The organism is Flexivirga endophytica (genome assembly GCF_014640635.1).
Taxonomy (GTDB): Bacteria; Actinomycetota; Actinomycetes; order Actinomycetales; family Dermatophilaceae; genus Flexivirga; species Flexivirga endophytica.
Genome location: NZ_BMHI01000008.1, coordinates 61,573 through 85,635, shown reverse-complemented (window position 1 = coordinate 85,635; position 24,063 = coordinate 61,573). Strand labels below are relative to the sequence as shown.

General features: G+C 68.5%; 20 protein-coding genes. 3 read left to right on the top strand and 17 right to left on the bottom strand.

Features of this window, described 5'->3' with window-relative positions; all coding sequences use genetic code 11:
- Nucleotide 1: 1 nt before the first annotated feature.
- The 6 genes from IEX71_RS21405 to IEX71_RS21380 all read right to left on the bottom strand — a co-directional run bounded on the left by IEX71_RS21405 (nt 2) and on the right by IEX71_RS21380 (nt 7,325).
- Nucleotides 2-376 carry a DUF3817 domain-containing protein gene (locus IEX71_RS21405; protein ID WP_188839122.1) on the bottom strand — a complete coding sequence of 125 codons (375 nt, stop codon included), beginning with the start codon at nt 374-376 and terminating at the stop codon, nt 2-4.
- Nucleotides 369-1,163 carry an SURF1 family protein gene (locus IEX71_RS21400; RefSeq protein ID WP_188839121.1) on the bottom strand — a complete coding sequence of 265 codons (795 nt, stop codon included), beginning with the start codon at nt 1,161-1,163 and terminating at the stop codon, nt 369-371. The genes IEX71_RS21405 and IEX71_RS21400 overlap by 8 nt, the downstream gene beginning before the upstream one ends.
- 175 nt (nt 1,164-1,338) lie before the next feature.
- Nucleotides 1,339-3,066, bottom strand: coding sequence for a GMC oxidoreductase (locus IEX71_RS21395; protein ID WP_188839120.1), 1,728 nt, complete (start codon nt 3,064-3,066; stop codon nt 1,339-1,341).
- Nucleotides 3,063-4,685 carry a succinic semialdehyde dehydrogenase gene (locus IEX71_RS21390; protein ID WP_188839119.1) on the bottom strand — a complete coding sequence of 541 codons (1,623 nt, stop codon included), beginning with the start codon at nt 4,683-4,685 and terminating at the stop codon, nt 3,063-3,065. The genes IEX71_RS21395 and IEX71_RS21390 overlap by 4 nt, the downstream gene beginning before the upstream one ends.
- 66 nt (nt 4,686-4,751) lie before the next feature.
- Nucleotides 4,752-5,873, bottom strand: a complete 1,122-nt coding sequence (locus tag IEX71_RS21385) for a GuaB3 family IMP dehydrogenase-related protein (protein ID WP_373284666.1) — start codon at nt 5,871-5,873, stop codon at nt 4,752-4,754.
- 60 nt (nt 5,874-5,933) lie between these two features.
- Nucleotides 5,934-7,325: an MFS transporter gene (locus IEX71_RS21380; protein ID WP_188839118.1), complete on the bottom strand. Its 1,392-nt coding sequence runs from the start codon at nt 7,323-7,325 to the stop codon at nt 5,934-5,936.
- Between the two features lie 379 nt (nt 7,326-7,704).
- Here IEX71_RS21380 and IEX71_RS21375 point away from each other — a divergent pair, with 379 nt between their 5' ends.
- Nucleotides 7,705-9,231 carry a fatty acyl-CoA synthetase gene (locus IEX71_RS21375; RefSeq protein WP_188839117.1) on the top strand — a complete coding sequence of 509 codons (1,527 nt, stop codon included), beginning with the start codon at nt 7,705-7,707 and terminating at the stop codon, nt 9,229-9,231.
- A 63-nt stretch (nt 9,232-9,294) separates the two neighbouring features.
- Complete coding sequence (locus IEX71_RS21370) at nt 9,295-10,542, top strand: phosphodiester glycosidase family protein (RefSeq protein WP_188839116.1); 1,248 nt, start codon at nt 9,295-9,297, stop codon at nt 10,540-10,542.
- A 103-nt stretch (nt 10,543-10,645) separates the two neighbouring features.
- Here IEX71_RS21370 and guaB read toward each other — a convergent pair whose 3' ends face one another.
- Nucleotides 10,646-12,181 (bottom strand): IMP dehydrogenase, encoded by a 1,536-nt coding sequence (guaB, locus tag IEX71_RS21365; protein WP_188839115.1) that lies wholly within the window; start codon nt 12,179-12,181, stop codon nt 10,646-10,648.
- Nucleotides 12,182-12,269: 88 nt separating this feature from the next.
- Between guaB and IEX71_RS21360 the strand changes: the two genes are divergently transcribed.
- On the top strand, nt 12,270-12,938 hold the full coding sequence (locus IEX71_RS21360) for a hypothetical protein (protein ID WP_188839114.1): 669 nt from the start codon (nt 12,270-12,272) through the stop codon (nt 12,936-12,938).
- A gap of 151 nt (nt 12,939-13,089) precedes the next feature.
- Here IEX71_RS21360 and shbA read toward each other — a convergent pair whose 3' ends face one another.
- The 10 genes from shbA to IEX71_RS21310 all read right to left on the bottom strand — a co-directional run bounded on the left by shbA (nt 13,090) and on the right by IEX71_RS21310 (nt 24,006).
- A complete protein-coding gene (gene shbA, locus IEX71_RS21355) occupies nt 13,090-13,668 on the bottom strand; it encodes an RNA polymerase sigma factor ShbA (RefSeq protein ID WP_188839113.1) in 579 nt (192 codons plus the stop codon).
- A gap of 291 nt (nt 13,669-13,959) precedes the next feature.
- Nucleotides 13,960-15,567 carry a chaperonin GroEL gene (groL, locus tag IEX71_RS21350; protein WP_188839112.1) on the bottom strand — a complete coding sequence of 536 codons (1,608 nt, stop codon included), beginning with the start codon at nt 15,565-15,567 and terminating at the stop codon, nt 13,960-13,962.
- A 98-nt stretch (nt 15,568-15,665) separates the two neighbouring features.
- Nucleotides 15,666-15,962, bottom strand: coding sequence for a co-chaperone GroES (gene groES, locus IEX71_RS21345; protein ID WP_188839111.1), 297 nt, complete (start codon nt 15,960-15,962; stop codon nt 15,666-15,668).
- A 239-nt stretch (nt 15,963-16,201) separates the two neighbouring features.
- Complete coding sequence (locus IEX71_RS21340; RefSeq protein WP_188839110.1) at nt 16,202-17,194, bottom strand: hypothetical protein; 993 nt, start codon at nt 17,192-17,194, stop codon at nt 16,202-16,204.
- A gap of 32 nt (nt 17,195-17,226) precedes the next feature.
- On the bottom strand, nt 17,227-18,324 hold the full coding sequence (locus IEX71_RS21335; protein ID WP_188839109.1) for a hypothetical protein: 1,098 nt from the start codon (nt 18,322-18,324) through the stop codon (nt 17,227-17,229).
- 140 nt (nt 18,325-18,464) lie between these two features.
- Entirely contained in the window at nt 18,465-19,499 is a 1,035-nt protein-coding gene (locus tag IEX71_RS21330) for a hypothetical protein (protein WP_188839108.1), read from the bottom strand.
- Nucleotides 19,496-20,620 carry a hypothetical protein gene (locus IEX71_RS21325; protein ID WP_188839107.1) on the bottom strand — a complete coding sequence of 375 codons (1,125 nt, stop codon included), beginning with the start codon at nt 20,618-20,620 and terminating at the stop codon, nt 19,496-19,498. Before IEX71_RS21325 ends, IEX71_RS21330 begins: the two co-directional genes overlap by 4 nt.
- Nucleotides 20,621-20,679: 59 nt before the next feature.
- Entirely contained in the window at nt 20,680-21,663 is a 984-nt protein-coding gene (locus tag IEX71_RS21320; RefSeq protein WP_188839106.1) for a ribose-phosphate diphosphokinase, read from the bottom strand.
- Between the two features lie 347 nt (nt 21,664-22,010).
- Nucleotides 22,011-22,664, bottom strand: a complete 654-nt coding sequence (locus IEX71_RS21315; RefSeq protein ID WP_229749940.1) for a potassium channel family protein — start codon at nt 22,662-22,664, stop codon at nt 22,011-22,013.
- A 13-nt stretch (nt 22,665-22,677) separates the two neighbouring features.
- Complete coding sequence (locus tag IEX71_RS21310) at nt 22,678-24,006, bottom strand: TrkH family potassium uptake protein (RefSeq protein WP_188839104.1); 1,329 nt, start codon at nt 24,004-24,006, stop codon at nt 22,678-22,680.
- Between the last annotated feature and the right edge of the window lie 57 nt (nt 24,007-24,063).

Sequence of the window (24,063 nt, the reverse complement as noted above, 5' to 3'; positions counted from 1 at the left end):
CTCATGCGCCGGCGTCGTGCAGCAGTGCGCTCACCCCGGCGTTGACCTTGCGCTCGAGCCAGAAGGACAGCACCGGAACGAAGGCTGTGCAGATGTAGCCGATCATCCGCACGGCGGTCCAGCGCAGTTTGGTGCCCAGGTTGTAGACCGACGCCATGAACGCCATGAACAGCAGCCCGTGGATCGGGGACCACCACGCGAGCGCCTCGTTGTGGAAGCCGTAGTGCAGGATCAGCTCGACGCACAGGATCAGCAACGCGACACCGGCGATGACCGCCATCACCCGGAAGAACTTCAGCGCACCCGCGACCTTGTTGAGGTCGTCGGTCGGGCGCAGCTCGCCCGCCGGGGTGGTGAGTGCCTGCGTCTCAGACATGACTTCCTTCGGTCTCGTTGTTGATGGCGGGGCTGTCCCCCGCACGATTGTCCGGCGCGGCTTCGCCGGCGCGGAGTTCGGGGTGGGCCTCGCGGCGCAGCTCCCGGAAGTAGATGAAGATCGCGAAGGCGGCGAAGCTCCACCACTGCAACGCGTAGCCGGCATTGACCAGGTTGAGTCCGCCGTCGCCGGGTCGCGGTGGCGGGAACGGCTGCACGCCGGCGGTGTGCTGCGCCGGCCGCTCGTCGGTCAGGAAGACGAAACCGTTGTAGATGTTGCCGCCCCAGTGGGTCAGCAGCGCAGGCAGGTCGACCGTGGTCAGCTGTCCGCGCGGCGAGTCACCCGACGACGGTGCCTCGCCGGGCGCGAGCGCGCCGGTCACGGTGACCAGCTCGGTGCTCGGGGCAGTTGCCTGCGAAGGCTTGGCGACGAAGCCGCGCACGACCGGGATCCGCGCCCCGGTGCCGTCCACGACGACGGGCGTCACGACCCAGTAGCCATGCGTGCCGTGCAACACCCGGCCGCTGACCAGCACCTGCCCGTCCGGGGCGTAGTGACCCTTGAAACGGACCGGTTCGAGCGATCCGTCGTCGGGGAACTGCTGCTGTGGGCGCAGCACCGAGTTGAGCGAGGCCACCGGACGGTTGCTGTCGTCCTGCATGGATTTGGTGCCGCGGTCCTGGGCGACTCCCCACTGCCACAGCCCGGCCACCACACACCCGGCGCAGAAAACCAGCGCGAGGGTCAACAGTCCCAGCATGCGGGGCCGGACGACTGCGCGAAACACGTTCGCAGGATACGTGAGAGGCCTGTGACTGCTCTGGCCGCGCCGGTGCGGTCGGGCACCCCATTCGCCGAGAGGACAGGCGATTATTGAGCGGATAGGCGATTCGGCCCCTCAGACCACGAAATCGCCTGTCCTCTCGATCAACGGGTGTCCCCTCGGCGAGTGGGGTGAGCCCTCACCCGGCGGCGGGGACCTGCGGCATACCGAGATCGACGCCGGGCACCCGGGCGGGCGGTGCAGGAATGCGTTCGTATGACGCGCTCTGCTCCGGACGCGCGTCGTGCTCGCCCTTGGCCGGCCACATGGCGATGGCGCGCTCCGCCTGGGCGGTGATCGTCAGGGACGGGTTGACGCCGAGGTTGGCGCTGACCGCAGACCCGTCGACCACGTGCAGGCCCGGGTAGCTCCAGACCCGGTGATAGGGATCGATGACGCCGTGCTCCGGGTCCGCCGAGATGGCGACGCCTCCGAGGAAGTGAGCCGTCATCGGCATACCGAAGAACTCCGGCCAGCACACGCCCGCGATCGCGTCGACCTTGCCGATCTTCTGCAGCTGATCGGTCATCGCGCGAATCGCCTTGTGCCCGGCGGGGATCCAGCGCGGGTTCGGCTCGCCATACCCCGGCTCGGTGGTGAGACCGATGCGGCCGAAGCGGCGGCGCGGCTTGACGGTGATCGAGTTGTCGATGCTCTGCATGACTAGCGCGATGATCGTGCGCTCGCTCCAGTGCGGCCCGAGAACCCGTGCCGCGCGCACCGGGTTCCTGAGCAGTTGTGCGAGCAGCTCGGCGGTGCGGCCGATCACGTTCTTGTCGCCGTTGACCAGGAACGTCGACATCAGGCCCATCAGGTTGGAGCCCTTGCCGTAGCGGACGTTCTCGATGTGGGTGCGCTCGTCGATGTGGAAGGACGTGGTGATCGCGACGCCACGTGTGAGGTCGACGTCGTCCGGCACGCTCACCGCGGCCGCACCGCCGAGTTCCTCGGAGTTGGTGCGGGTGAGGTCGCCGAGCTGGTCCGACAGATGCGGCAGTCGCCCGGTGACCTTCATCCGGTGCAGCAGGTTCTGGGTGCCCCACGTGCCGGCCGCGACGACGACCTGCTCGGCCGTGACGCTGCGGCGGTCCTTGGCGACCCAGGCGCCGGTGCGTTCGGTGGTCACCCGGAAGCCACCGGCGACCGGCTCGACCTCGACGACCGTGCGCAACGGCTCGATGGTGACACCGCGGCGCTCGGCGAGCGCCAGGTAGTTCTTCATCAGGGTGTTCTTGGCGCCGACCCGGCAGCCGACCATGCAGTTGCCGCACTCGGTGCAGCCGGTGCGCTCGGGGCCTTCGCCACCGAAGAAGGGGTCGGGCACCTGCTTGCCGGACTCGCCGAAGAACACACCGACCGGTGTCTTGCGGAAGGTCGAGCCGACACCGAGCTTGTTGGCGGTGTCCTTCATCAGCTGTTCGACGGGTCCGTTGCACGGGTTCTCGTCGACGACGCCCAGCATCCTGCGGGCGACCTCGTAATGCGGACTCAGCTCCGCGTCCCAGTCGGTGATGTGGCCCCACTGCTGGTCGTTGAAGAACTCCGGCGGCGGCTTGTAGAGCGTGTTGGCGTAGTTGAGCGAGCCACCGCCCACACCCGCGCCGGCGAGGATCATCACGCCGGGCAACTGGTGGTAGCGCTGCACGCCGAAACACTTCAACCGCGGCGCCCAGAGGTATTTGCGCAGGTTCCAGGAGGTCTTGGCGAACTCGTGGTCCTCGAAGCGACGCCCGGACTCGTAGACGTGGACGTCATAGCCCTTCTCGGCGAGCCGCAGCGCGGAGACGGAGCCACCGAATCCGGACCCGATCACGAGCACGTCGTGGTCGAATCCCGTTTGTCCCGTGGTAGATCGGAGGTTGTTCATGAAAGACGCATTCCTTTCATCACGCGCATGCCGGTCGCCATCGAACGCGCCCAGACCTTCTCCGGCACACCCGGCGGGATCTTGAACGGCGTGCCGTGCTGGACGGAGATGTTCTGCGACTCGGTGTATTTGAGGATGCCCTCGGCGCCGTGGCGACGGCCGAGTCCGGACTCCCCCATGCCGCCCATCGGCGAGCCGTTGCTGCCCCAGGCTGCGATATAGCCCTCATTGACGTTGACCGTGCCGCAGCGGATCTGCTCGGCGACGCGACGACCGCGGCGGGTGTCCTTGGACCAGACGGAGCCGTTGAGGCCGTAGTTGGTGTCATTGGCGAGCGCGATCGCCTCCTCGTCACCGCTCACGCGATAGACGGCGACGACCGGCCCGAACGTCTCACCCATCCGGCAGTCCATGCCGGACGTCACGCCCTCGAGCACGGTCGGCTCGTAGAAGTAGGGCCCGAGCTCGGGCCGCGCGTGTCCACCGGCGAGCACGGTCGCACCCTTGGCACGCGCGTCCTCGACATGCTGGGTCACCCGGTCCAGTTGTGCCTGGGAGATCAGCGAGCCCATGTCGACGCCCCAGGACAGGTCGCCGCCGAGCGTGAGCTTGCGGACCCGTCCCAGGAAGTGCTTCAGGAAGTCGTCCGCGATCCGCTCGTGCAGGATCAACCGCTCGATCGAGATGCACAACTGCCCCGCGGAGGAGAAGCAGGAGCGCACCGCGCTCTCGGCGGCGTTGCGCAGGTTGGCGTCGTCGGCGACATACAGGGCGTTCTTGCCGCCCAGCTCGAGGGAGGCGCCGACCAGTCGCGCCGCAGCACGCTGGGCGACCTTGCGGCCGGTGGCGGTCGAGCCGGTGTACATGACGTAGTCGGCGCGATCGAGCACCGCTTCGCCGATGGTCTGCCCGGGGCCGAGCACCACTTGCAGGAGACCCTTGGGCAGGCCGGCCCGGTCCAGCAACTCGACCGCGCGCAGGGCGGTCAGCGATGCCTTCTCGTCGGGACGGAGCACGACGGCGTTGCCGGCGATCAGGGCGGGCAGGGCGTCGGTGATCGACATCGACAGCGGGTAGTTCCACGGGCCGACCACGCCGATCACGCCGCGGGGCTGGTGCAACTCGGTCGACTGCGTCAGCACGGGTATGGCGCCCAGGTGCTTGCGGGGCTTGAGGTAGTCGTCAGCCTTGCGGGCGTAGTGCCGGCAGATGCCGGCCACGTCGAGGATCTCCTCGAACGCGTGCTTCCGAGCCTTGCCGGACTCCAGCTGGATGAGGTCCAGCAGATCGTCCCGGTTGGCCAGGATGAGGTCGTGGTAGCGCAGCAGCACCCGTGCACGGTCGCGCACCGAGCGCGCCGCCCAACCGGTCTGTGCGTCACGCGCTGCGTCATACGCCTGCTCGACGTCGGTGACGGTGGAGACGGGCAGCTTCGCGATGACTCCGCCGGTGAAGGGCGTGAGGCAGTCGAAGGTCTGCGCGTCCGCGCCTGCCCGGACACGTGCGGCGAGACGTGCCGGCAGTGTCGGGTCGACGGTGTGGGGTGCCGGGCTCGGCCGTTGCTCGTCGGCCGGAGTCGGGGTTTCCGTGGTCGCCGTGGTCTGGAGCTGATCCGTCATTACCCAAGAGTAACGTGGCGGCGCTCACAGTGGGTGGGGAGCGTTGAGCTTCTTACCCGCCCGTAACTAGGAACGCTGGTATGGCGCGACCAGCGTCTCGACGCGCTGGAACTCCTTGAGCTCGGAGTAGCCGGTGGTGGCCATCGCCCGGCGCAGCGCGCCGACCAGGTTGGTGGTGCCGTCGGCGCTCTGCGCGGGCCCGGTGAGGATCTGCTCGAGCGTCCCGGCGGTGCCGACCTCGACACGCTCACCGCGCGGCAGCGCCTCGTGATGCGCCTCGCTGCCCCAGTGGAATCCGTTGCCGGGTGCGTCGGTGGAACGCGCGAGCGACGCACCGAGCATCACGGCGTCGGCGCCGCAGGCGAAGGCCTTGACGATGTCACCGGACAGTCCCATGCCGCCGTCGGCGATGACGTGGACGTAACGGCCGCCGGTCTCGTCCATGTAGTCGCGGCGGGCCGCGGCGACGTCGGCGACCGCGGTCGCCATCGGCACGTGGATGCCGAGGGCGCGGCGGGTCGTGTGCGCCGCTCCTCCGCCGAAGCCGACCAGCACACCGGCCGCACCGGTGCGCATCAGGTGCAGTGCGGCCGTGTAGGTCGCGACGCCTCCGACGATGACCGGCACGTCCAACTCGTAGATGAAGCGCTTGAGGTTCAGCGGCTCGGCGCGACCGCTGACGTGCTCGGCCGACACGGTGGTGCCGCGTATGACGAACAGGTCGACACCGGCGTCGACGACGGTCTTCCAGTGCTCCTGGGTCCGCTGCGGTGACAGCGCGCCGGCGGTGGTGACCCCGGCCTCGCGAATCTCGTTGAGCCGCAGGGTGATCAGGTCGGGTCGGATCGGCTCCCGGTAGATCTCCTGCATGCGGGAGATGGCCTGCGCGGGGTCCAGCTGGGCGATCTCGCGCAGCAGCGGCTCGGGGCTCTCGTAACGGGTCCACAGACCTTCGAGGTCGAGGACCGGTAGACCGCCGAGCTTGCCGAGCTCGATCGCGGACGCCGGGCTCATCACCGAGTCCATCGGCGCTGCCACGACCGGCAGATCGAAGTGGTAGGCGTCGATCTGCCATCCGACGGACACGTCCTGCGGGTCGCGCGTGCGGCGCGACGGCACGATCGCAATGTCGTCGAAGGAGTATGCGCGGCGGCCCCGCTTGCCTCGGCCGATCTCGATCTCAGTCACCAGAGCAGGCTACCGATCCGGCGGACGGACGGGCCGGACGGTCCGCAGTTCGGCTGTCGGCTACTGGTCGCCGGCCACGACATACGCCTCCTTGGCGGCTCGCGCCGGCGTGACCGGCTCCAGGCGGTGTGACACGACGACGCCGAGCAGCGCCGCCAGGATCGCGAGCACCAGGCCGCTGACGAAGGCGGCGACGTGCGAGTGCGGCGTCAGCCCGCCGAAGACGATCGCGGACACCGCGAGCAGCACGGAGGTCGTCAGCATCTCGGCAGTCTGCAGCGATGACGCGTTGCGACCCTGCTCGTCGGGTGCCGACATACCCATCAGCAGGACCGTGAGTGGCGAGTACGCCAGGCCGATACCGCCACCGCCGACGAGCCACGCGCCATACAGCACCCACGACGGGGTGGTCGGCCACGCGGCCGACAGTGCGACAGAGATCCCGATCGTCAGCAACACCAGGCCGGTTCGCGCCAGCCGCCGCTGGTCCGCGTAGGTGCTGCGCCGCCCGGCGATCCACGCCCCGAGGCTCCATGACAACGCGCCGACGGTCAGCACGACTCCTGCCTCGGTGGCGCCCATGCCGTGCTGGCGGGTGAGCATCAGCGGCAGGTAGATGTCGGTCCCGAGGAACGCAGCGCCGAGGAGGGCCCGGGTCGCGATGATGGACGGCATACCGCGCTGTCCGCGGATCGTGCCGGGCGGCACCAGCTTCGGCACGGAGACCACGAGCAGCACCAGGCCACCGATGGCGAGCACCACCGCCGGCAGCATCGGACGATCGGCCGCGACCGACAGGGCCACGGATCCCAGCGCGGCTGCGCCTGCTGCGACCAGTCGCCGTCGTACCCGCACCGCCGGTTCCTGCTCACGCACCACGTCCGGCAGTCGGCGCATCGCAGGCAACAGCAGCACCAGTGCGGGTATGGCGAGCGAGGCACCGATCCAGAAGACCCATCGCCAGGAGACGTTGGTGGCCAGATAGCCCGCGAGCGGCGGACCGAACAGCGACGGTGCGACCCACGCCGCGGAGATGCTCATGAAGATCTTCGGTCGCAGCGTCTCCGGGAATGCCATGGCGATCAGCACGTAGAGCGCGACGCTGTCGAAACCGCCACCGACACTCTGCACGGACCGGCCGATGATCAGCATGGTCATCGACTGCGCCGAGCCTGCGATCAACAGCCCGCCCACGAAGAGGCCGACTCCGGTCATGACCACTACTCGTGGACCGATGGCGTCCGCCCACGGTCCGGCGATCACCATCGCCAGCACGGCTGTCGCGAGCGGCACCGCGAACACCACCGGGTAGATGGCCAGCCCGTCCAACTCCTTGGCGGCGGTGGGCATGGCCGTCGCCACCGCGATCTGCTCGAAGGCGACGAGCACCTCCAGCAGGACGACGCCGATCAGCGTCATACGCCGGATCGGTGTCCACGGACTGTCGCTCACTCCGTGAAGGCTATGGCCTCAAGTCGACTTGAGCTCAAGCCACCCGAGCGCCGCGCACGAGTTCCGGCCGTGCATTTGTCGACCCAGTGTCAGGTCGCGTACGTCGCCGACCGGCGTCTCCGCACACGGCTCGACACTGGGGAGACTTGTGCGCGGTACGAACCGGCATATCCGCACACAGCTCGACACTGGGGAGACTTGTGCACGGTACGAACCGGCATATCCGCACACAGCTCGACACTGGGGAGACTTGTGCACGGTACGAACCGGCATATCCGCACACAGCTCGACACTGGGGAGACTTGTGCACGGCAAGCGGCACTCCGGCACTCGACCGAAACCGGTCCCCCGCCGCCGCGCTCTGTGGTGAAGTGGCCGCATGAGCGATCTCGCGCACGCCCAGAGCAACACTGTCGACGACGTCATCCGCCGGTCCGCGAGCCGCTTCGGCGACCGGGTCGCGCTGCGGTTCGAGGACCGCGTCTGGACGTATGCCGAGCTCGACCGCGCGGTCGACGCGGTGGCGGCATACCTGAGGTCGCTCCAGCTCGAGCCGGGTGCGCGGGTGGCGGCATACGGGAAGAACTCCGACGTGTATGTCGTGGCGTTCCTCGCCTGTTCGCGGGCGGGTCTGGTGCACGTCCCGATCAACTACAACCTGGTCGCGCGCGAACTCGACTACCTGCTGGACCAGTCCGGCAGTTCAGCGATCCTCGTCGACGAGGCCCTGCAGGGGCGGCTTGCGGGCGTGGAGCACGCACCGCACATGGTCCTGCCATTGCGTGGCGAGAGCTCCGTGCTGCAGGTGGCGCTTGGGGGCACCGCGGATCCTGAGACGCCGCAGGTGTTTTCGGGGTCGAGCGACGACACCGTCGTCCAGCTGCTCTACACCTCGGGCACGACCTCGGCGCCCAAAGGCGCGGTCATGACGCACCGGGCACTGCTCAGCGAATACATCAGTTGTGTCCAGGCGCTCGACTTCGCCGCGGACGACGAGACGTTGCACGTGATGCCGCTCTACCACTCGGCGCAGATGCACGTCTTCGTCCTGCCCGGCCTGATGGTGGGCAGCAGCAGCACGATCCTGGAGGTGCCCGCGCCCGACGACATTCTGCGACGCCTGTCGGCGGACGGTCATCGGGCGTTCTTCGCTGCGCCGACCCTGTGGGTGGCGCTGGCCAACCACCCCGACTTCGACCGGCTCGGCCTCGGTGACCTGCGCCGTGCCTACTACGGAGCCTCGATCATGCCTGTGCCCGTGCTGCGCCGACTGCAGGACCGCTCCCCCGGCCTGGGCTTCTACAACTGCTTCGGACAGTCCGAGATCGGCCCTCTGGCAACGGTTCTCGGCCCGGATGAGCATGCCGACCGGCCGGACAGCGCCGGTCGGCCGGTGCTCTTCGTGGAGGCACGCGTCATCGACGGTGAGGGCAACGAGGTTCCGGCGGGTGACCAGGGTGAGATCGTCTACCGATCGCCGCAGTTGTGCGATGGCTACTGGGACAACCCGGACGCATCAGCAGCAGCCTTCGAGGGCGGTTGGTTCCATTCCGGCGACCTCGTCCGGCGCGACGAGCAGGGCTACGTCTTCGTGGTCGACCGGATCAAGGACGTCATCAACACCGGTGGCGTGATGGTCGCGTCCCGGGAGATCGAGGACGTCCTCTACACACACCCGGCGGTCGCCGAGGTCGCGGTCGTCGGTGTGCCGGACGAGAAGTGGATCGAGATGGTGACGGCATACGTCGTCACCAAGGGCGAGGTCACCGCGGACGAAATCGTCGCGCACGCCCGGACCGGCCTGGCGCCGTTCAAGGTGCCCAAGCGCGTCGAGTTCGTCGACGACCTGCCGCGCAACGCCTCCGGCAAGATCCTCAAGCGCGAGCTGCGCGACACCGCCGGCTGAGCACCACCCAACGTTCACGTCGCTGTCACTCGCCGCGCCCGAGCGGTGCGGGATGTTCGAGCCATGACCCGAAACCGCACGACCGTCATCGCCGCAGTCCTCATCCTCACCGCAGCAGCGGCGCCGGCCGCGAGCGCCAGCACTTCCGGCCGACCACCGACGTTGCCGCTCGGCGCATCGAATCTGACCGAAACCCGTTCGACGACGACCCTCGCCCGTGGTGTTACGTGGACGCACATCGTCCGCGGCACCACACCGGCCGATCCGGCCGACTACAACACGACCGACCAGGGACCGTGGGTCGTCAATCAGCTCCTGATCGACCCGCACACGGCGCACGGCCGACTGGAAGCGACCTACGGCAAGGACATCGCCACCGGCGACCGGGTCTCCGACCTCGTGGCGTCCTCCGGCGGGCTGATCGGCACCAACGCGTCCTTCTTCACCTACACCGCGAACAAGGACTACCCGGGCGATCCCGTCGGGCTCGGCGTGTATGGCGGAAAACTGCTCTCCGAGCCGACCACCGACAACGCCGAGCAGGATGTCGTCTTCGATGCACGCTCCGGGGCGATGACCTTCGGACGCACCCAGTGGTCCGGCAAGGTGGTCAACAGAAGCACCGGCGCGGCCTTCGCCCTCGACGGCATCAATCACCCACCGGCTGTCCCGGCAGGTTGCACCACGGATGTCCCGTGTGACGAGCAGGGCGAATCTGACTGGATCACAACAGAATTCGGCGCATCAACGCCCTCCGGGCCTGGCGAGGAGGTCGTGCTCGGGCGGAACGGGTGCGTCCTACGGGCCACCGCGAGCCGTGGCACGAGCCTGGCCGCCGGACAGACCGCGATCCAGGCGACCGGCTCCGACGCGACTGCCCTTGCTGTGCTGGCGAACCGGCGCACGTGCTTCCGGTTGAAGCAGTCGCTCAGCGACGAACAGGGTCGCGCGGTGCTGCTGACTCGCTCGACGTATGGCGTGAACGGCCGCTACCGCCTCGTCGCCGGTGGTGAGATCGTCGCACCGAGCGGGACGGGCAGCATGTTCGACCGGAACCCGCGCACGATCATCGGACGCACCCCGGACGGTCGCATCTCCCTCATCACGATCGACGGCCGGATGGCGACCAGCGTCGGCACGACGATCGCCGAGACGGCCGCAGTCGCGAAGTCACTGGGACTCTCCGACGCGACCAACCTCGACGGCGGCGGTTCCACGACCCTCGCCTCACCGACAGGAGCGCTCAACACTCCCAGCGGGAGCGGCGGAACCCAACGGCTCGTCGGTGATGCGTTGGTCTGGGTCCCCTGACCCGTCCTCGCCGAGAGGCGCACGTGAACGCCGACAGGCTCAGAACGAGCACCGAAACCGGTCGTTCTGAGCCTCTCGGTGCCTTTGTGAGCCTGTCGGCGAATCAGCGCGAGTAGTTCGGCGCCTCGACGATGCCCTGGACGTCGTGCGGGTGCGACTCCTTCAGGCCCGCGGTGGTGATGCGCACGAAGCGGCCGCGATCCTGCAGCTCCGGGATGGAGTTGGCGCCGACGTAGAACATCGACTGGTGCAGGCCACCGACCAACTGGTGCAGGACGTTGCCGAGCGGCCCGCGGTAAGGGACCCGACCCTCGATGCCCTCGGGGACGATCTCGTCGTCGCTGGCGACGTCGGCCTGGAAGTAGCGGTCCTTGGAGAAGGACTTCTTGCCGCGGGACGCCATTGCACCGAGCGAGCCCATGCCGCGGTAGGTCTTGAACTGCTTCCCCGCGACCAGCATCAGGTCACCGGGCGACTCCTCACAACCCGCCAGCAACGAGCCGAGCATCACCGAATCCGCACCGGCGACAAGGGCTTTGGCGATGTCACCGGAGTATTGCAGGCCACCGTCGCCGACGACCGGGACACCGGCCGGCTTGCACGCCAGGGACGCCTCGTGGATCGCCGTCACCTGTGGCACACCGACACCGGCGACGACTCGGGTGGTGCAGATCGAGCCCGGACCGACGCCGACCTTGACCCCGTCGACGCCCGCCTCGACCAGTGCGGCAGCGCCGTCGCGCGTCGCGACGTTGCCGCCGAGGATCTGGACGTGCTTGGTCGCGGGGTCGGACTTCAGCTTGCGGATCATGTCGAGCATGAGCCGCGCGTGACCGTTGGCGACGTCCGGCACCAGGATGTCGACCCCGGCTTCGACCAGTGTGGTGGCGCGCTCCCAAGCATCGCCGAAGTAGCCGATCGCGGCAGCGACAAGCAGTCGCCCGTCGCCGTCATACGACGCATAGGGGAACTGCTCGGACTTCACGAAGTCCTTGACGGTGATGAGGCCGGCCAGCTTGCCGTCGTCATCGACCAGCGGCAGTCGCTCGCGCTTGTGCTGGCGCAGCAGGGCGGTCGCGTCGTCGCGGCTGATGCCGACCGGACCGGTGACCAGCGGCGCGGACGTCATGACCTCGGACACCTTCGTGCCGGCCCACTCCGCGACCGGGGTGAAGCGCAGGTCACGGTTGGTGATGATGCCGATCAGGTGATTCTCGGTGTCGACGACCGGGAGCCCGGAGACGCGATATCGACCGCAGGTCTCGTCCAGCTCTTCGAGCGTCGCGTCCGGGCCGATCGTGACCGGGTTGGAGATGATGCCGGTCTGGGTGCGCTTGACCAGGTCGACCTGCTCGGCCTGGTCGGCGATCGACAGGTTGCGGTGCAGCACACCGATGCCCCCCTGGCGCGCCATGGCGATCGCCATACGGGCTTCGGTGACGGTGTCCATGGCTGCGGACACCAGCGGGACACGCAGGCTGATCTCACGGGTCAGCCGACTGGTGGTGTCGACCTCACTGGGAATGACATCGGTCTCGCCGGGCAGCAGCAGCACGTCGTCATACGTGAGACCCAGCTGGCCGAACTTGGCCGGGACGTCGAAGGAATGGGCGGGCGCGGGCGACTCCTCAAAAGCCATTTTCAAAGTGTAGAAGGCGCGCCGGAGCGCTCGCACACAAGGTCAGTCGCTGCTGGGTGAGTCACTCGGACCCGAGTCACTCGAACTCGTGCTCGGCGACTCACTGCTCGACGACGTCGCGCTGCTGGAGAACGACGGCGGCGTAGTGCTCGACGTGGTCGGCTTCGGGGTCCGGGTCGGCTTCGGGGTCCGGGTCGGCTTCGGTGGGTGCGTCGGTCGTGTCGTCGACGACGCCGAGGGGCTGCCCGATTTGCTGCTCGAGGGCGAATCCGAAGCCGACGAACTCGATGTCGAGCTCGTCGTGGAGCTCGGCCTCGAACTGGCGGTGGACGACGACGTCGAGGACGACTTCGCCGTCGCTGACGGCGGCGAACTCACCGTGGTCGCGGGCCAGCGAGGGGGCGCGGTGCGGCCCGCCCGATGGTGCTTCGAGATGACGGTGCCGGGCAGCACACGGTGCGGCGTGCGCGACGTCGAGCTCTGCGCGCTGGTCGTCGTGCTGGTGCTGCTGTCCTCGGTGGTCGACCCCGGGCCGACCGGTGCAGCCGTAGACACCGCGGCGTTGGTGCTCTCGGGACCCGCTGCCGCTCCCGATCCGAAGTCGGCGCTGCGATGGGAGAAGCCGAACTGCTCGGCCACCCGGGTCAGCCCGGAGACCCCACCGACTGCGGCCGCCACCCCGGACATCGACAACGCCGCAACGGCGATCGCCGCGACGACGCCGGCACGCATCGGAGCGCGTTTGGTCCGGGCATAGCGTCCGGCAGGGGCCGGCCGGTCCGGTGCGTCGATCTCGCGCACCCAGGAGGAGAGGGTGTCGGTCGTCGCATCGGTATGGCGCGGCGCCCGGCGATTGCCGAGCGCATCGAGCAACTCGTCGTCACGCCGTATGTCGTCGATGTTGGGCGTCACGGCGCGCTCTCCGCGTCCCCGAGGAACCCGCGCAGCCGGGCCAGTGCCCGGTGCTGTGCGACGCGTATGGCGCCAGGGGTCGTCCCCAGCGCGTCGGCCGTCTCGTCGGCGGACAATCCGACCGCGACTCGCAGGGTGAGGATCTCGCGGTGCTGCGGTGACAACCGGTCCAGCAGCGCCCATACCTGCGCCGACTGCTCGTCCGCGACGGCGCACTCCTCCGGGCCCGGCGTCTCATCGACGGTCTCGGGCAACTCATCGGTCGGAGTGGGGCGACGGATGACGCCACGCTGCACGTCGGCCACCTTGTTGGCGGCGATGCGGTAGACGAACGCCTCGAACGGCGCGCCGCGGTCGGTGTAACGAGGCAGGGCGGTCAGCACGGCCACGCACACCTCCTGCGCCGCATCCGCCGCGGCATCGGCGGCGGCCGAGAACGGACCCAGCTTGCCGCGCGCATATCGCACGGCCAGTTGGTGGACGGCCGCCATGAGTTCATTGGTCGCGGCCGCATCGCCATCTCGCGCAGCCGCTGCCAGATCACGCAACGACGTGTGCGTGTCCGACGATGACATCGGCGCTGGGCGCGAAAACGTTACGGGGGCAGGGCTCACCGCACCGGCCAAGTCGTGGTCGGCAGTCGATCGTGGAGTCCCCGAGCTCACGTCGTCCCAACGTTCGGTTGCTGAAAGCGGTGCACATCCCTTGCGCACTCGTTCAAGAGTAGGTCTTGGACCTGGTTCGCACCTAGTCCGCCTGGAATCCACCCGCTGTTGCGATGCGGTCGCAGAAAACACCGGCGCCCGGGCGAAGCCTGCGCTTCACCCGGGCACCGGTGTTGTTCGATCCCTCGGAAGGGTGGGAGGTCAGTGACCGTGGCCGTGGCCGGCCTCGGGCTCCTCGTCCTCCTTCTTGTCCACGACGAGCGTGTCGGTGGTCAGGACCATCGACGCGATCGAGGCGGCGTTGCGCAGTGCTGAGCGAGTGACCTTGACCGGGTCGATGACGCCCTGCTTGATGAGGTCGCCGTACTCACCGGTCGCGGCGTTGAGGCCGCTGCCGACGGGCTGTTCGCGCACCTGAGCGACGGCGACATAGCCCTCCAGGCCGGCGTTCTCGGCGATCCAACGCAGCGGCTCGACCGTGGCCTTGGCGATGAGCGCGGCACCGGTGGCCTCATCACCCTCCAGGTCCAGCTTCTCCACGACACTCGCGGCGTGCACGAGGGCCGAGCCACCGCCGGCGACGATGCCCTCCTCGATGGCCGCACGGGTCGCCGAGATGGCGTCCTCGATGCGGTGCTTCTTCTCCTTGAGCTCCACCTCGGTGTGCGCACCGACCTGGATGACGCAGACGCCACCGGCCAGCTTGGCCAGGCGCTCCTGCAGCTTCTCGCGGTCCCAGTCGGAGTCGGTCCGCTCGATCTCGGCCTTGAGCTCCTTGACGCGGCCGCCGACGGCTTCCGCGTCGCCCTGACCGTCGACGATCGTGGCGGTGTCCTTGGTGACCACGACACGGCGGGCCTGGCCCAGCATGTCCAGGTCGACCTGGTCCAACTTGAGTCCGACCTCTTCGGAGATGACCTGGCCACCGGTCAGGATCGCGATGTCCTGCAGCATGGCCTTGCGGCGGTCACCGAAGCCGGGCGCCTTGACCGCGACGACGTTGAACGTGCCACGGATCTTGTTGACGACCAGCGTCGAGAGTGCCTCACCGTCGATGTCCTCGGCGATGATCAGCAGCGGCTTGCCGGCCTGGACGACCTTCTCCAGCAGCGGCAGGACATCGGCGATGGCCGAGATCTTGCCCTGGTTGATGAGGATGTAGGCGTCCTCGACGACGGCCTCCATGCGCTCGGTGTCCGTGACGAAGTAGGGCGAGATGTAGCCCTTGTCGAACTGCATGCCCTCGGTGAACTCCAGCGCGGTCTCCGCGGTGGAGGACTCCTCGACGGTGATGACGCCGTCCTTGCCGACCTTGTCGAACGCCTCGGCGATCAGGCCACCGATCGTCTGGTCCTGCGCGGACAGGGCGGCGACCTGCGAGATCTCTTCCTTGCCCTCGAGCTCGCGGGCGTCGGCCAGCAGCTGCTCGCTGATCGCGTCGACGGCCTTGTCGATGCCGCGCTTGAGCGCGGCCGGGCCGGCGCCTGCCGCGACGTTGCGCAGACCCTCGTGGACCATGGCCTGGGCCAGCACGGTCGCGGTGGTGGTGCCGTCACCGGCGATGTCGTTGGTCTTGGTGGCGACTTCCTTCGCCAGCTGGGCGCCGAGGTTCTCGTAGGAGTCCTCGAGCTCGATCTCACGAGCGATGGTGACACCGTCGTTCGTGATGGTCGGTGCGCCCCACTTCTTGTCGATGACGACGTTGCGGCCCTTGGGACCGAGCGTCACCTTGACGGCGTTGGCGAGGGCGTCGACGCCCCGCTCGAGCGCCTTGCGCGCGGAGTCGTTGAACTCCAGTTCCTTTGCCATGATTGGCCTTTCGTAAGTTCAGTGAAGGTATTCGGCGAAGCCCCGGCTCCCGCTCGGTGCGAGCGCGAGCCGGGGCATCGGTTGCGAAGAGCGCGGTCTTACTTGGTGACGACCGCGAGCACGTCGCGGGCCGACAGGATGAGCAGCTCCTCGCCGGAGTACTTCACCTCGGTGCCGCCGTACTTGGAGTAGATGACGCGGTCGCCGACAGCGACGTCCAGCGGGACGCGCTGGCCGTTGTCGTCGATGCGACCCGGACCGATCGCCAGGACCTCGCCCTCCTGGGGCTTCTCCTTGGCGGTGTCCGGGATGACCAGGCCGGAGGCGGTGGTCTGCTCGGCCTCGACGGACTTGACGACGATGCGGTCCTCGAGCGGCTTGATGTTCACCGACACGGTGTGACCTTCCTGTTGAGAGGCCCGAAATCTCGGGCGCGGATGCGAACCCTGGTCCGAGGCCAACCGGTCGTATGTCGTGGGCGCCGTCGCGGGGGTCGACCACGAAATGCGGTTGGCACTGTCCCAGGAAGAGTGCCAGCACTGAATCTAGGCGCTCGTTAGCACTCATGCAACTCGAGTGCCAAAACTCGTCCGCCTGCCGGCCGGGCCGGCTGTTCCGGGACGTTCGGCGTCACTCATTCGGCCGGGTAGGTCACCTCCCCGCGCACGTCGATGTCGTGCCGCGCCGGCTGGTCGGGCAGCTCCGTCCGTGCCCGGTCCAGGCTCATCGGGAGCCGGTAGCGCAGCCGAACGGTCGACGCCTCGTCCTCCGGCACCAGCCAGGCCCGGTCGGCGAGTTGCACCGAGTCGCCACGGACGACGTCCTTGCCGGACAGCTTCGGCTGCGCCGCTACCCCGTCGGCCGAGACCGAGACGGTGGGCGGACCCGATGGCAGGTAGCGCGCACCCTGGGCATCCGAGCCGGGCGGATAGACCGTCGCGAGGCGTTCGGAGCGCATCACTCCTGCGGCGTAGAGAACGAGCCACTCCTTGCCGACCGGTGCCGCGCCGAGTCCGGGGACATAGACGGAGCGACGCAACGGCATCGAGCACTCGACGTTGAGGAACGTCCGGTCCGGATGCCGCTCGGACGGATCCTTGCAGCCACTGCTCGGAGACGCGTTGACCATGCCGGCCGATCCGGACGTGGCGCGCACCGTGCGGCCGTCATACCTCGCCTCGATCCGGGTCTCGGACGCGTCACCCTGCACGACGACGACGGTCGAGGAGCCCTCGTCGTTCGAGCGCACATCCTTCGCCAGCCAGTACCGCCGGCCGCCGGTCACCAGGATGAGGTCGGCGCCGGGATCGCGTCGCTGCTGCGGGGTTGCCGCCCGCCAAACCGGTGGAGCGCCCAGCCGGGTCTGCGCCCAGCGGACCTGCACCAGCGTGGCGCCGTCGGGTGCCTTCACCTCGTCGTCGAAGGCACCCGCGGTGTCGCCGTGACCGACCCATACGTTCAGCCGGGTCAACGGCAGCTGGACGTTGAAATCGCGCGTCGTGCCGTGGTCCTCCACGGACCGGTCGTCATACCTGTCGCCGACGTGCACCGTATGGCGACCGAACACAACCCAGCCGATGGTCCCGAGCACAACCAGCACGACGAGCAACGGCACCTGCCACCGCACCGGACTCCTCCGCCTCGCACTCGCCGTGGCACTCATCGCCCTTCCCCCGCCGAACCGGCGACGGCAGGGTGGACATCCCTGCGCTGCACCTTGAGCGCAACGACTCTCGGCGCAGCACGGTCGCCCGAACTGCGCCGCAGTGTGGCGCTGAGCGCGGATTCCACGGTCGCGCGGTCGCCACTGCGGATCGAGAAGACGTATTCGCCGCCACGCGGGGCGCTGTACCCGTACGCCTTCCCGGACTCGCCTGGCTTGCGCAGCACCTTCGCCGGAGCCTTCCCCGCCACGGTGACCGCGAAGCGCGAGGCGCCCTGCACGGCATACTGCGCACGGCGGCCGCCCGACTTCCACAGCGCCGCATCGTCGTTCAGGTAGTAACCCACGGAGCGGACGACGAACCATTCCCGCCCTCGGGGCGCCCAGCCGAGACCGGCCAAGTACGGCACCCGGAACGCATCGTGGTCCCTGACCTCTGCGTTCCAGCTGATCGACGACGCCGGATCGGCCGGTTGCTTCTGCTGGAACGACAGTGCCGGTTTCGGTCCGAACGGCCATGCACCGTTCGTGTACAGCGATGCGAATGAGCCGGCGTGGCGGCGCCCGCTGAGCAGTTCGACCGCCTGACCACGCCCCGCGAAACGCACCTCGAGGACGACGTCGTCGGCATCGCCGAGAAGTGCCACGACCGCCTGCTGCTCCCCGGCCGTGCCCACGATCCTCGGGTCGACGGTCACTGTCCTGCCGCGCGAGCGGACAGCAAGTGTGCTCGGGGCATCACCGAGACCCTCCGCCGTCGGCGCTGCGGACCTCGTCGACGACCAGGCCACTCGGACCAGCACACCGCCGCGCGGCGCCCGGATCCTGCCGTCGTCGTCGAACCGAGCGGCCCGCCCGGCGGTCGCCTGCACGACCAGCGCGGCGTTGGGCACCTGGAACTGCGCACTGCTGCTGACCGCCGGACCGGAGATCGCGGCATTCTCCGACCTCACCGCGCCGGTGTCGAGGCGGTCCTTGCGGATCTTGTGTATGACGACACCGGCCACTACCACCGCGAGCACGACGACCAGAGCCGTAGCCCACACCGCTCGCCCGCGCCACGCCGGGCGCGCCTTCTCCCCTGTTCCTCCCACGTGCATTTCCCCCTGTGCGCGGCGTGTCTCACCACACGCCGACGAAATCCGGCGACCGGTCGGCCGCCTGCGGGAGAACGCTGCCACCGCTCACTTTCAGCGCGCTTGCACGGCGCTATACCGGGGCCGGCGGTGGCCGACTACGCGGCCGGATAGGTCGTCGTCGTCGACACGTCGACCTCGCCCTTCGCCGGCGCACCCGGCCAGTCGCTCTCGGAGCGGTCGAGCGCGGTGGGCAGGCGATAACGCAGCCGCACCGTGGACGACCGGTCCTCGGGAACCAACCAGGCCCGGTCGGCCAACTGCACCGCATCCCCGGTCACCTTGTCCGACCCGGCGACACGTGGCCCGGTCGTCACACCCTCGACCGTGACCGAGACCTTCGGCGCACCGGACGGGATGTATTCGGCGCGCTGCTCGTCGTCGCCGTACACACTGATCGCACGGTGCTCGCGCGTGACGCTCGCACCGCTGACGACCAACCACTCCTTGCCCGCCGGGGCGACGCCCAGACCGGCGACGTAGAGGCTCCGGTATGCCGGGAGGTTGCACGCGACCCATGAATACGTCTTGTCCACGGTGTCCTGGCAGCCGGTGTAACCCTCCGCGCGCGGCGCCCGCGGACTGATCGTTCCCGTGCGTTCCTGGATCGTGCGACCCGCGATCCGGGCTTCGACCCGCGCGTCCGATGCGTCACCTTCGACGACCACGACGGCGGACGTCCCTTCGTCGGCCGTCGTGACCGACGTGGCGATCGGGTAACGACGGCCCCCGGTCACCAGTGTCAGGTCCGCCCCGGGATCACGCCGCTCGCGAGCGCTCGCACCGGACCACACGACGGGCCCCAGGAAACTCGTCGTCGGTGACCAGGAAACTTCGACCAGGGTGGCACCCTCCGGCGCCCGCACCAGGTGGGATCGCTCGCCGACCTCGCGGGCGGAGCCGACAGTCACGATCAGTGAGCCGAACGCCACCGGCAGGGTCATCCGCTCGGGCTCGGCCTCGGTCTGCCCCGAGAAGACCGTGATGCCGTCGAGGCGGTCGCCGACCTGCACGCCACGGTGTGTCTCGTGTGTCCGCCAGCCGACGGCGCCGGCCACCAGGGCGACCAGCACCACAGCAACTACGACCCACGGCCAACGCCGTCGCGACCTGCCGCCCGACGTCGCGCTCATCGCCGTACCCCGATCGTCGGGTCCTGAACGGCCGGGTACGAGGTCGTTGTTCGTGGCTGGATCGTCGTGCGCGCAGGAGCTTTCGCGTCGCTGCGCGGCCCTCGCTCCAGCGATACGCCGACCGTGACGACGGTGGTGACCGCCGCACCGGCTTCCGCTGAGAAGACGTAGTCGGCCGAGGTCGTGCTGATGTCACCGGACGCCCGGGTCTGCGGCTGACTCAGAACCTTCACCGGCTTCTTGCCTGCCACGGTCACGGACACCGTCGGCTTCTCGGCCACCGAGTAATACGCGCTGTGCTCTCCGTCCCGCCAGGTCGCCGCCTCCGCAGGAACACGGGCCCCGGCACCACTGGCCAGGATCCACTCGCGGCTCGGCGCCGCCCAGCCGAGTCCATCGAGATATGGGGTCCGGATGAGCCGGCCGGAGAGCGCCTTGCAGTACCACCGGAACGGCGACCTGACGTCGGTCGGCTGGTCCTGCTCGATCGCAACGACCCGGTTGTTCACGACCTCGGCGCCATACAAGGATGCGAACCGGCCCATGTCGCGGCGCCCGCTGAGCAGTGACACCGTCTGCTTCCGGCCGGCGAACTCCACCTCCAGTTTCAGGTCGCCGAGGTCGCCGCGCAGCGCCACCACCTTCTGGTCCCTGTCGTCATCGTCGTACGACGTCCTCGTCGTCGGCACGATCTTCCGGTCGACGACGACGGACGTGTCCTTCGAGCGAATGCGCAGGCTGCTCCGGTGTGCGTCCACCAACGTGCTGTCCACGTTGCCGGACCTGACCGCCGACCAGTCGAGATGCACCAGCAGCCCGTCCCGCGGTGCCTTGACCCTGGTGGACTCGTAGGTCACGTCGTCCAGTTTCGAACCGCGCCGGCCGGCCTCGACATTCACCAGGATCCTCGCGCCCGGCACGGTCAGGCTGTAACTCTCGGAGAAGTAGCCGTCGGACATCGAGTAGTCGCCGGCACGACTCGCGCCGGCTGTGAGCCGGCCACGGTCGTCATACTGCCGCCACAGCAGTCCCCCGCCGACGACAAGGGCGAGAACCACGACGCCCCCGATGACGGCCATCGGACCGCGCCGCTTCCACCACGGCAGCTGTTCTTCATCCACGAAGCTGTGGACGTTGCGCCTGCCGTTCCGGTTTCATCGCCGCAACCGGAAGGTCCCGATCAGCCGAACGGCAGTTTGGCCGCGGGCGGCGCATGCGACGGATCGACGCCGTCGAAGAGGCTGCTGACCGACTCTCCGGCGTGGATCCGCGCGATCGCCTCGGCGAACAGCGCGGCCACCGAGCGCACGTGCAGCTGCGGCCAGTTCGCCGGGGTGGGCACGGTGTCCGTCGTGACGACCTCACCGATCAACGGATGGCCGGACAGGCGCTCGACCGCCGGTCCGACGAACAACCCGTGCGTGCAGGCGATGTCCGCCGACGTGCAGCCGCGCTCGGCCAACCGGTCCAACAGTTCGACCACCGACCCGCCGGTGGCGATCTCGTCGTCCAGCACGATGGCGCGCTTGCCGTCGACGTCGCCCACGATGGTGTCGATGACGACCTTGTCGTCAGAGATGCGCTTCTTGGAGCCGGCCGCGACGGGCAGGCCGAGCAGCCGGGCGAACTGCTGCGCGGTCTTGGCGTTGCCGAAGTCCGGCGACACGATCACCGAATCGGACAGGTCGTCACGGGAGCGGAAGTACTCGGCAAGTTCCCCGATGGCCGTCAGGTGGTCGACCGGGGTGGAGAAGAAGCCGTGCACCTGGGGCGCGTGCAACGCCATGGTGATCACCCGGTGGACGCCGGCGGCCGCGAGCAGGTCCGCCACGAGCCGCCCGCCGAGCGAGATCCGCGAAGCGTCCTTCTTGTCCGACCGGGCGTAGGCGAAGTAAGGAATGACCGCGGTGATGCGTTCCGCGGACGCCCCCCGCGCCGCGTCGATCATCAGCAGCAGCTCCATCAGGTGGTCCTGCGTGGGCGGGACCAGCGGCTGCACCAGATAGACGTCTCGCTGGCGGCAGTTGGCCAGCAACTGGGCCTGCAGACAGTCGTTGCTGAAGCGGGTCATGTCGACATACGACCGTGGCACGCCGAGATGGGTGCAGATGCTGTCGGCCAGGGCGGGGTGGGCAGATCCGGAGAATACGACGATCTCGCGCACGAGCGGCAAGCCCTTCCAAGCGGGGATTCAAGCGGTGGATTCGGATTGCACCACGACTCTAATGCCGACCGCGGACGGGCGCCCGCCGATGCATTGCCGATTGGAGGAAGAGCGGGGTCCCCGCGAAGTATCGGGGGAGCGTGTCGGGGTCCCTGCGAAGTATCGGGGGAGCGAGTCGGGGTCCCCGCGAAGTATTCGGGGAGCGAGTCGGGGTCCCCGCGAAGTATCGGGGGAGCGAAGCGGAGGAGAACTTCGTGGGGTGACGGAGCGGAGGAGAACTTCGTGGGGTGACGGAGCGGAGGAGAACTTCGTGGGGTGACGGAGCGGAGGAGAACTTCGTGGGGTGCTCAAGCCCGGCCGGAGAACTGCTGGAGACGTTCGGTCGACCCGGTGATGACCAGCTGGTCGCCCTTGCCGATCACCGTTTCGGGACGCGCGTCCTCGAAGGTGCCGCCGGGGTGCTTCACCGCAACGACGGTGACGCCATACTTCCCGCGCAGGTTGAGCTCGGCGAGTGTCTTGTCGGCGAACTTCGCCGAGCACGACATGCGCCCGATGCCGAAGCCGCTCTCCAGCTCGTAGTAGTCGGCGAGGGATCCGACGAGCAGTCGCCCGATCCGAGCGCCCATCTCGCGCTCCGGCAGCACCACATGGTGTGCGCCGATGCGATGCAGGATGCTCGCGTGCTGCTTGGTCATCGCCTTCGCCCAGATGCTCGGGACACCCAGGTCGGAGAGGTTGGCCGTGGTCAGGATGCTCGCCTCGAGGTTGGAGCCGATGGCCACGACCGCACGCTCGAAGTCGCCGGCACCGATCTGCCGCAGCGCCTCCACGTCGGCGCTGTCGGCCTGCAGGACGTGCGTGAAGCGGTCGGACCACTTCTGCACCAGCTCCAGCGACAGGTCGATCGCCTCCACGTCCCAACCCTGCTCGATCAGCGTGGTCGCCACCGCGGTGCCGAACCTGCCCAGCCCGATCACCAGCACACTGTGTGGGTCCAACGCTGCGCGCCGTTTAACCGACAATGGGGAATTCCTCGGGTAGTTGGTAGCGGCGCTTGCTGCGTCGCATCGCCAGCGCGGTGCCGACAGTCATCGTGCCGACTCGGCCGATGAACATCAACGCGATCAGCACGAAGTGCGCGGATTCGGGCAACTGACCGGTCAGATTGGCCGAGAGCCCGGTGGTCGAGAACGCCGAGATCGTCTCGAAGAGAACCAGCTGCATCGGCTGGTCGCTGATCGCCAGGATGGTGATCATGCCGATCATGACGGCGCCGACCCCGAGCAGTGCGACAGTCAGTGCCTGACGCTGCACAGCGGTCGGTATGGCGCGATGCCCGACACGGGCCTGCGGCTCGCCGCGCACCTCGGAGATGATCACCGCGCCCAGCAGGAAGAAAGTCGACACCTTGATGCCGCCGGAGGTGCCGGCACTGCCGCCACCGATGAACATCAGCACGTAGTTGATGGCCATCGTCTCCGGTCGCACCCCGGTGTAGTCCACGGTCGAGAAACCTGCTGTCCGCGGGAAGACCGCGCCGGCAACGGAGTTCCAGACCTTGTCGGTGAAGTTCAGGTGCGCCAACGTGCCGGGGTTGCGCCATTCGAACACCAGGAACGTGACCAGACCGACGAAGAACAACACGACCGAGCCGCCGAGCGTCAACCGCATGTGCATCGACCACTCCTTCGGCCGCCGGCGCCGCATCAACTCGAACCAGACCGGATAACCCAGGCCGCCGATGAACACGCCCGCGCAGAGCATCGCCAGCGTCCACGGGTCGTGGATGAAACGGGTGGCGCCTTCGGAGTAGAGCGTGAAGCCGGCGTTGTTCACCGCGGAGACGGAGTGGAACAGGCCGTCCCAGGCGGCACGGCCGAGGCTCTCGTCATACGCGAAGTGCAGCCGGAGCGCCATGAACACCGCGAGCAGTGCCTCGAGCAGCAGGTAGAAGCGCACGATGATCCGGATCATCGACCGGGCGTGCGCGGGCGTGTCGGTGTGGGAGTCGGCCTGGGCCGCGAGCGTGCCCTCGATACCCATCCGGCCGTGCAGCAGCTGCAGCAGCCGGGCCGACAGGGTGACTATGCCGAGGCCGCCGGCCTGGACGAGCAACAGGATCACCACGTGGCCGAGAGGATTCCAGTAGGTCGCCACGTCGACCGGCGACATACCGGTGATGCAGGTGGCGCTCGCTGCGGTGAACAGCGCGGTGCTGAACTTCGCGTGCCCCTCGTCCACGGTCGTGAACGGCAACGCCAGCAGCAACGTGCCGATGGACACCGAGATGGCGTAGAACGCGACCACGGTGCGCGCCGGACCGAACCGAGCTCGCCTCATACGCGACACTTAACAGCATGAGAGGTGATCAAGGTGCTCCGCTGTCGTGGAGTGATA